This window comes from Streptomyces amakusaensis, assembly GCF_039532665.1.
Taxonomy (GTDB): domain Bacteria; phylum Actinomycetota; class Actinomycetes; order Streptomycetales; family Streptomycetaceae; genus Streptomyces; species Streptomyces amakusaensis.
This window is the reverse complement of sequence record NZ_BAAASB010000005.1, coordinates 466873-474686: the sequence shown is the minus strand read 5'-3', so window position 1 is coordinate 474686 and position 7814 is coordinate 466873. Positions and strand designations below refer to the sequence as shown.

General features: G+C 69.0%; 10 protein-coding genes. 4 read left to right on the top strand and 6 right to left on the bottom strand.

Annotated features, from left to right (window positions below):
- Nucleotides 1-343: 343 nt before the first annotated feature.
- On the bottom strand, nucleotides 344-985 hold the full coding sequence (locus ABD371_RS12100; protein ID WP_344475729.1) for a DNA-3-methyladenine glycosylase: 642 nt from the start codon (nucleotides 983-985) through the stop codon (nucleotides 344-346).
- A 74-nt stretch (nucleotides 986-1059) separates the two neighbouring features.
- On the opposite strand from ABD371_RS12100, the gene ABD371_RS12095 reads away from it, so the two are divergent.
- The 3 genes from ABD371_RS12095 to ABD371_RS12085 all read left to right on the top strand — a co-directional run bounded on the left by ABD371_RS12095 (nucleotide 1060) and on the right by ABD371_RS12085 (nucleotide 3151).
- Entirely contained in the window at nucleotides 1060-1845 is a 786-nt protein-coding gene (locus tag ABD371_RS12095; RefSeq protein WP_344475727.1) for a sporulation protein, read from the top strand.
- 68 nt (nucleotides 1846-1913) lie between these two features.
- Nucleotides 1914-2450 (top strand): YbhB/YbcL family Raf kinase inhibitor-like protein, encoded by a 537-nt coding sequence (locus ABD371_RS12090; protein ID WP_344475725.1) that lies wholly within the window; start codon nucleotides 1914-1916, stop codon nucleotides 2448-2450.
- Nucleotides 2451-2641: 191 nt separating this feature from the next.
- Nucleotides 2642-3151, top strand: coding sequence for an HNH endonuclease (locus tag ABD371_RS12085; protein WP_344475722.1), 510 nt, complete (start codon nucleotides 2642-2644; stop codon nucleotides 3149-3151).
- A gap of 62 nt (nucleotides 3152-3213) precedes the next feature.
- Here ABD371_RS12085 and ABD371_RS12080 read toward each other — a convergent pair whose 3' ends face one another.
- From ABD371_RS12080 to ABD371_RS12065, 4 genes are all read right to left on the bottom strand, one after another.
- Nucleotides 3214-3990, bottom strand: a complete 777-nt coding sequence (locus tag ABD371_RS12080; RefSeq protein WP_344475720.1) for a sulfite exporter TauE/SafE family protein — start codon at nucleotides 3988-3990, stop codon at nucleotides 3214-3216.
- A 58-nt stretch (nucleotides 3991-4048) separates the two neighbouring features.
- Nucleotides 4049-4990, bottom strand: coding sequence for an SPFH domain-containing protein (locus ABD371_RS12075; protein WP_344475718.1), 942 nt, complete (start codon nucleotides 4988-4990; stop codon nucleotides 4049-4051).
- Between the two features lie 141 nt (nucleotides 4991-5131).
- Nucleotides 5132-5560, bottom strand: coding sequence for an NfeD family protein (locus ABD371_RS12070; protein ID WP_344475717.1), 429 nt, complete (start codon nucleotides 5558-5560; stop codon nucleotides 5132-5134).
- A 93-nt stretch (nucleotides 5561-5653) separates the two neighbouring features.
- Nucleotides 5654-6445, bottom strand: coding sequence for an ABC transporter ATP-binding protein (locus ABD371_RS12065; RefSeq protein ID WP_344475715.1), 792 nt, complete (start codon nucleotides 6443-6445; stop codon nucleotides 5654-5656).
- Between the two features lie 147 nt (nucleotides 6446-6592).
- On the opposite strand from ABD371_RS12065, the gene ABD371_RS12060 reads away from it, so the two are divergent.
- The gene (locus tag ABD371_RS12060; protein WP_344475713.1) at nucleotides 6593-7387 is read left to right on the top strand and encodes a hypothetical protein; all 795 of its coding nucleotides are present in this window, start codon (nucleotides 6593-6595) and stop codon (nucleotides 7385-7387) included.
- Nucleotides 7388-7457: 70 nt separating this feature from the next.
- On the opposite strand, the gene ABD371_RS12055 is transcribed toward ABD371_RS12060, so the two are convergent.
- On the bottom strand, nucleotides 7458-7703 hold the full coding sequence (locus ABD371_RS12055) for a chaplin (RefSeq protein ID WP_190124833.1): 246 nt from the start codon (nucleotides 7701-7703) through the stop codon (nucleotides 7458-7460).
- Nucleotides 7704-7814 lie beyond the last annotated feature (111 nt).

The window sequence follows — 7814 nt, the reverse complement described above, 5'->3', positions numbered from 1 at the left end:
CTCAAGGAACGGACGCTTCCTTCAGGCCCTTTTCACCAGGCCCTCCGGGCTTTCCCTTCGGTCTTGCGTTTCCAACTCTACCAGATCCTTTTCCCATTCCGTTTCCGGTTTGGATTTTCAGATCCAGTGGCCAGTTGGACCGGCCTTTTGCCTTTCGGCGTGTTCACTACTTTAGCTGATTCCCGCTGCGACTCATAATCGAGTCTTCCCAATGGATTCCGGCATGCCGAAACCACACCCGTTTGGGGGTTCATCTTCAGTAATGGGTGGCCACTTTGGGTTGCTGAACAGCAGGGCCCGTCTCAAGCGGCTCGGGCTACGTTAGGCGGCTCGCATGATCGAGTCAAGTTGCCCGGCGGCGCGGTGCGTGGGCCCGGTAGGGGCTGACCGTGGGGTCGCCGTCGATCCAGTAGCGCCAGGGCTGATGGGCCCCGTCCCCGCCGACTCCCGTCCGGGGTCCGCTGCACACCTGGTCAGGGTGGAGGCGGCTGCCCTGCATAAGAGAGAGGGGAGCCATGGCGTCTGCGCAGAGGTCGGTGCCGTTCAGGGCACGGTCGACATCGAGGGCGGTGGCCAGGCGTGCGGGCCCTTTGGCCAGTTCTCTGTCATTCCGGGCCGAGAGTCGACGTTTGCGGGCCAGGTCCGCGCCCACGAGGATCTCGCCGGCCCGCAGCAGGACTCCGCTCGCCCGGCCCTCAGGCCCGCACACGACGTTCAGGCAGTGCCACATCCCGTAGGTGAAGTAGACATAGGCGTGTCCGGGCGGACCGAACATCACCTCGTTCCGGGCGGTCTTGCCCCGGTACGCGTGAGACCCGGGGTCCAGCTCGCCCGCGTACGCCTCCACCTCGGTGATGCGCAGTTCGATGGGGCCCTCGTCGGTACGGCGTATGAGGGTGTGGCCCAGGAGTTCCGGAGCGATCTCCAGTACAGGGCGGTCGAAGAAGGCCCGGGGCAACGGCGTACGGTCGGAGTCCTCGATCATGGCGCCCGAGGCTACCGGGGAACCGGGGGCCTCCGTGGAGCGTATGTACGGAGCAGGACAGAGAAGGAGTGGACATGGCGTTCAAGAAGCTGCTCGCAAGCCTCGGTGCCGGTGGCGCATCGGTGGATACGGTGCTCTCCGAGGAGAACGTCGTTCCGGGCGGTGTCGTCCAGGGCGAGGTGCGCATCGAGGGCGGAAAGGTCGACCAGCGGATCGAGTCGATCACCGTCGGGCTGCGGGCCAAGGTCGAGGCCGAGGTCGACGACCAGGAGGTCACGGAGACCGTCACCTTCCTCAAGCAGCAGGTCGGCAGTGGCGCCTTCGACGTGAAGGCCGGAGCGGTGCATGTGGTGCCGTTCGGGCTGGAGATCCCCTGGGAGACCCCGGTCAACAGCATCGGCGGGCAGTCGCTGCGCGGGGTGAACATCGGGCTGTACACCAATCTGGAGATCGCCCGCGCGGTGGACCCGGGCGACCTGGACCCGATCAATGTGCACCCGCTGCCGGCCCAGCAGGCGATTCTGGACGCCTTCGACCAGCTCGGCTTCCGCTTCAAGAGCGCGGACCTGGAGCGCGGCCGGATCCGGGGCACCCGCCAGGACCTGCCCTTCTACCAGGAGATCGAGTTCTACCCGCCGGAGCAGTACCGCGGGCTGAAGCAGGTCGAGCTGACCTTCATCTCCGACCAGCGCGAGATGGACGTCGTCCTGGAGATGGACAAGAAGCCGGGCCTGTTCGGCGAGGGCAGCGACTCCTACAAGTCCTTCACCGTCGGTCACCACGACTACCGGTCGACCGACTGGGCCGCCTATCTCAACCAGTGGCTCGCCGATGTCGGCGGCCGGCGCAACTGGTTCTAGTCCACGGATCTAGTGTCGGGTCCGGCAGAAGACTGAAGAGGAACAGCAGCGAACCGGAGGTTCAGAACGTGGCCGAGTTGAAGAGAGCGCCGCTGCCACACGATTTCCATCCCGAGGTGCCCTCGTTCTCCGTGGTGAGCGAGGACCTCGCGCCGGGAGCGGTGCTGAGCGACGCTCAGGTCCACTCGGCGGGCAACCTCTCTCCGCAGCTGCGGTGGGAGGGGTTCCCGGCCGGGACCAAGAGCTTCGCGGTGACCTGCTTCGATCCGGACGCGCCCACCGGCAGCGGGTTCTGGCACTGGGTGCTCTTCGACATCCCGCTCTCGGTGACGGAGCTGCCCGCGGGCGCGGGCAGCGGCTCGTTCGTGGGACTGCCCGCCGGGGCGGTCCAGGTCCGCAACGACTACGGGACGAAGGACTTCGGCGGAGCCGCGCCGCCCGCCGGGGAGAACCACCGCTATGTGTTCACGGTGTACGCGGTGGACAGCGAGAAGCTGGGGCCGGACGCGGATGCCTCGCCCGCCGTGGTGGGCTTCAATCTGCGGTTCCACACCCTCGGACGCGCTCAGTTGATCGGTGAGTACGAGGGTCCGGCGGAGAGCTGAACCCGCCGGGTGCCGTTCGCCCTTTGTTTGCCCTGCTCTGGTCTTGGAGAGATCAGAGCAGGGCAGTTTTTTTGTCGCCGGTCCTTCACGGGGTCCGGGCGGCACGGATATTGCGTTGTCCATCCCGGCTCGCCCGGCCAGAGTTGATCCAAGCCCGCCAGGGGGCGGGCCGGCGAACGGAGGCGGTCGGGATGCGGGACACCCTGGTACTCAACGCGAGCTTCGAGCCGTTGTCGACGGTGACGCTCCATCGAGCGGTGGTTCTGGTGCTCCAGGACAAGGCCGTCGTCGAGCAGGCCCACCCCGGGCTCCGGATGCGTGCGGCGGCGGTTGAACTCCCGGTGCCCCGGGTCATCAGGCTCTGCCGATACGTCCGGGTGCCGTTCCGAAGACAGGCACCGTGGTCGAGACGGGGTGTGCTGGTCCGGGACCAACACCGGTGCGCGTACTGCGGCAGGCGCGCGACGACGGTGGACCATGTGGTGCCGCGCTCGCGCGGGGGTGCGGACAGCTGGCTCAATACGGTTGCCTCCTGCGCGGAGGACAATCACCGCAAAGCGGACCGTACGCCGGAGCAGGCGGGGATGCCGCTTCTGCGCGATCCGTTCATACCCTCGCCGGCCGACGCGATGCTCCTCGGGATGCGGTCGGGTGAGCGGGCCGAGCTGCCCGCCTGGCTGGCCTCGCGGTCGGCGGCCTAGGGAGCAGTCGTCTTGGGAGGGAGCCCGTTTCCGTCGGTGTGACGGAGGCGGGCTCCGGTGCGTCAGCCGAAGCGGCGGATCAGCAGCTGGACGATCGCGACCGTGCCGACGGCGACGATGAGCGCGCGCAGCGCGGTCGGCGGAAGCTTGCGGCCGTAGGCTGCGCCGAGCTGGCCGCCGATGGCGGAGCCGACCGCGATCAGCAGGACGGCCGTCCAGTCGATCTCGGCGACGAAGAGGAAGAAGATCGCGGCGATGCTGTTGACGACGGCCGCGAGGACATTCTTGACGGCGTTGATGCGCTGGAGGCTGTCGTTGATCAGCATGCCCATCAGGGCGACGTAGAGGACTCCCTGCGCGGCGGTGAAGTAACCGCCGTAGACGCTGGCGAGGAGGAGTCCGACCATCAGGAGCACTCCGCCGTCGGGGTGCTCGGGCTCGCCCTTGAGTTCGCGGCGGCGCTGGACCGCCCGGGCGATCCGGGGCTGGAGGATCACCAGGACGAGGGCGAGTGCGACGAGGATGGGGACGATCGTCTCGAACGCGGTCGAGGGCAGCGTCAGCAGCAGCGCGGCACCGGTGATGCCGCCGATCGCTGCGACGATGCTGAGCCGGATGACCCGGCGGCGCTGGCCGACCAGCTCGGCGCGGTAGCCGATCGCCGCGCTGATCGCTCCGGAGACCAGGCCGAGGGCGTTGGAGACGGTGGCGGTGACCGGGGCGACTCCGGTGGCGAGGAGCACCGGGAAGGTGATCAGGGTTCCGGAGCCGACGACCGCGTTGATGGCACCGGCGCTGATGCCCGCGACGAAGACGGCGAGCATCTCCCAGATGGTCACAGTGTGCCCCTTCATGATCGGTGCCGAGTGCACCGATCATGCCGGAAGTGGGTCGGGGTCAGTCGAGCGGGGGCTCTTCGCGGCGCTCGCGCTCGCGCTCGGTTCCGGTGTTGAAACCGGACATCCCGCTGCCGAGGTTGCCGAAGGCTCCGGAGAGGCCCTTGAGGGCGTCGCCGATCTCGCTGGGCACGATCCAGAGCTTGTTGGCATCGCCTTCGGCGATCTTGGGAAGCATCTGGAGGTACTGGTAGGAGAGCAGCTTCTGGTCGGGGTCTCCGGCGTGGATGGACTCGAAGACGGTACGGATGGCCTGGGCCTCGCCCTCGGCGCGCAGCGCGGCCGCCTTGGCCTCGCCCTCGGCGCGGAGGATGGCGGACTGCTTCTCGCCCTCGGCGGTGAGGATCTGCGACTGGCGGATGCCTTCGGCGGTGAGGATCGCGGCGCGCTTGTCCCGGTCGGCGCGCATCTGCTTCTCCATCGAGTCCTGGATGGAGGTCGGCGGCTCGATCGCCTTGAGCTCGACGCGGTTGACGCGGATGCCCCACTTGCCGGTGGCCTCGTCGAGGACTCCGCGCAGGGCCGCGTTGATCTCCTCGCGGGAGGTCAGGGTCCGCTCCAGGTCCATGCCGCCGATGATGTTGCGGAGGGTGGTGACGGTGAGCTGCTCGATCGCCTGGATGTAGCTGGCGACCTCGTAGGTGGCGGCCCGGGCGTCGGTCACCTGGTAGTAGATGACGGTGTCGATGTTGACGACCAGGTTGTCCTGGGTGATCACCGGCTGGGGCGGGAAGGGGACGACCTGCTCACGCAGGTCGATGCGGTTGCGGATGGAGTCGATGAACGGGACGACGATGTTGAGTCCCGCGTTCAGGGTGCGGGTGTAGCGCCCGAAGCGTTCGACGATGGCGGCGCTGGCCTGCGGGATGACCTGGATCGTCTTGATCAGGGCGATGAAGACCAGCACCACCAGAATGATCAGGACGATGATGATCGGTTGCATCGGTTTCCCTGTGCCCTTCGCTGCCGGATGTCTCTGATGGCGGGATGAATCTGATGATCGAGTTTCCCAGACCGCGGGCTTGTATGCGGCCCGTTCGGCAGTTTGGCTCGGATGGGGACGGTGGGCCCGGCGGCGGGCTGGTCACATGACGATCGCGGTGGCGCCGTCGATCTCCACGACGTCGACCTGTTGGCCGGCCTCGAAGGTCATGTCCGCGTCGAGCGCGCGGGCGGACCAGATCTCCCCGGCGAGCTTGATCCGGCCGCCCGTTCCGTCGACGCGCTCCACCACGACGGCCTGACGGCCTTTCAGGGCGTCCACCCCGCTGGCGAATTGGGGACGCCCGGCCCGCTGGCGTCCCGCTATCGACCGGACGACCACGATCAGGGCGACGGAGACGGCGGCGAAGACGAGGACCTGGGCGACCACTCCACCGCCCAGGGCGGCGACGACGGCACCGGCGACCGCCCCCGCGGACAGCATGCCGAACTCGGGCATCGCGGTGAGGACCAGCGGAATGCCCAGTCCGACCGCGGCGATCAGCCACCACACCCATGCGTCGATTTCCACATGGTCATGGTAGGTCCGCCGGTCGGGTCAGGACAGGGGGTGTGGACAGCCGACGGCGGGAGGAGGCCCCGCCCCGGTCATTACTGACGGTTTTCAGCCAAGCGGGAGGCCTCGGGCGGTCCAGCGGTCCCCGACGCGCTCGACCACCAGCGGGAGGCCGAAGCAGAGGGAGAGGTTGCGGGAGGTCAGCTCCATCTCCACGGGGCCCGCGGCCAGCACCTTGCCCTGACGGATCATCAGAACGTGGGTGAAGCCCGGCGCGATCTCCTCGACATGGTGGGTGACCATGATCATGGAGGGGGCGTACGGGTCCCGGGCCAGCCGGCCGAGCCGGCGCACCAGGTCCTCGCGGCCACCGAGGTCGAGGCCTGCCGCCGGCTCGTCCAGCAGCAGCAGCTCGGGGTCGGTCATCATCGCGCGGGCGATCAGGGTGCGCTTGCGCTCGCCCTCGGAGAGGGTGCCGAACCTGCGGTCCAGGTAGTCGGTCATGCCGAGCCGGTCGAGGAAGGCGCGGGCGCGCTCCTCGTCCACCGGGTCGTAGTTCTCGTGCCAGGTGGCGGTCATGCCGTACGCGGCGGTCAGCACCGTCTGGAGCACGGTCTGACGCTTGGGGAGCTTCTCCGCCATGGCGATGCCGGCCATGCCGATGCGGGGGCGGAGCTCGAAGACGTCGACTGCGCCGAGGCGCTCGTCGAGGATCTTGACCGTGCCCGTGCTCGGGTAGAGATAGCTGGAGGCGAGGTTGAGGAGGGTCGTCTTGCCGGCGCCGTTGGGGCCGAGGATGATCCAGCGCTCCCCTTCCTTGACCGACCAGGAGACGTCGTCCACCAGAGCGCGTCCGTCGCGGACCACGGATACGTCCACCAGCTCCAGTACTTCGCTCATGAGCGCGTTGTCTCCCCATGCAATCGTCTTGAGGTGTGTGGAGGCCTTGTGTGCCTGTGGGCACAGCCTTCAGGGAAAACCTACGCCACCGGTCGGGTGACCCCGTCCACCGGTCCGTTCCTTGGAGTTGATCCTTAGGCTGGGGACATGATTTCGGAACCACGATCAGGACGGCTGGCCGCATGGGGGAACGCCCTGCTGGCCGGAGTCGCATCACCCGACGACGCCGCGAGCGCGATCGTCGGGGACGACTCGGTGCACCGGGTGGAAGGGCTGCCCGGTGAGGCGGGGCCGGTCGGGCTCACGCTGGCGCTGGGGCGGCTGCGGAGGCTCGGGGTGACCGGCTGGCGGGTGGCGCTGCCCGTGCCCGGCCATCCGCTGGGGCTCAGCGGGCCCGCGGAGTTCAACGCGCGGGCGCTGGAGGCGGCGGAGGCCGTCGTCGGCCATGGAGCGGCGTACGGGCTGGTGCCGGAGGTCCGCGAGGCGGGCGGCGGGCCCGGCGCGGAGGACGTCCATGTGGAGGTCGTCTGGCACTGTCTGCCGGTGCGTGAGGCCCCGCCGGCCGATGTGCCCTCGCTCGGGGAGGCGGAGCGGGAGCTGGCGGAGGCGCTGCGGGAGGCGACCCGGGTGCTGTCGCGGCTGGACGTCGCGGCTTCGGGGCCGGTCGCGGAGGCGGCGGTGGACGCGTACCGGGCACGGGCCGAGCGGGGCCGGGAGGCGCTGGCTCCGGGGTATCCGCCGCGTGCGGTGCGGGTGCTGGAGCTGGCTCAGCGGGTGGGGCTGCTGGTGTCGGCGGCGCGGGAGAGCGGGCACGGCGGCGCGGTGAGCGCTTCGGAGATCGCGGCGCGCGGGGAGGCGCTGCGGCCGGTGGAGAGGGTGGCGCGGCGGGCGCAGGTGGCGGCGTACAACGCGTATGTGGAGGAGCGGGAGCGGGAGGCCTGAATCCTCCGCGCGGGCGGTGGGGCGGGACCCCGGCGAGACGGGTGCGGTCGGCTCGCCGGGGGAAGGCGTGTCAGGCGTTGATGCCGAGGTTGCCGAACGCGGGGTTGACGAGGCCGATCACATTGACCGTGTTGCCCACCGCGTTCACCGGGACGTGGACCGGGACCTGGATCAGGTTGCCCGAGGCCACGCCCGGGGAGGCGACAGCCTCGCCGAAGGCGTGGGATCCCGTGCTGGCGGAGGCCATGCCGGCGCCGGCGGCGACGAGAGTGCCGGTGATCATGGTGAGGGCGGCGGCCTTCTTCAGGTTCTTCACTTCTTCAATCCTCCTGGACATTCGCCGCGGCTAGTCGCCGCGGCACGCCATGGAGAACGCCTGCGCGGCGATCAGGGTGCGCCGAGCGGGTGACATACACCCGACAGTATG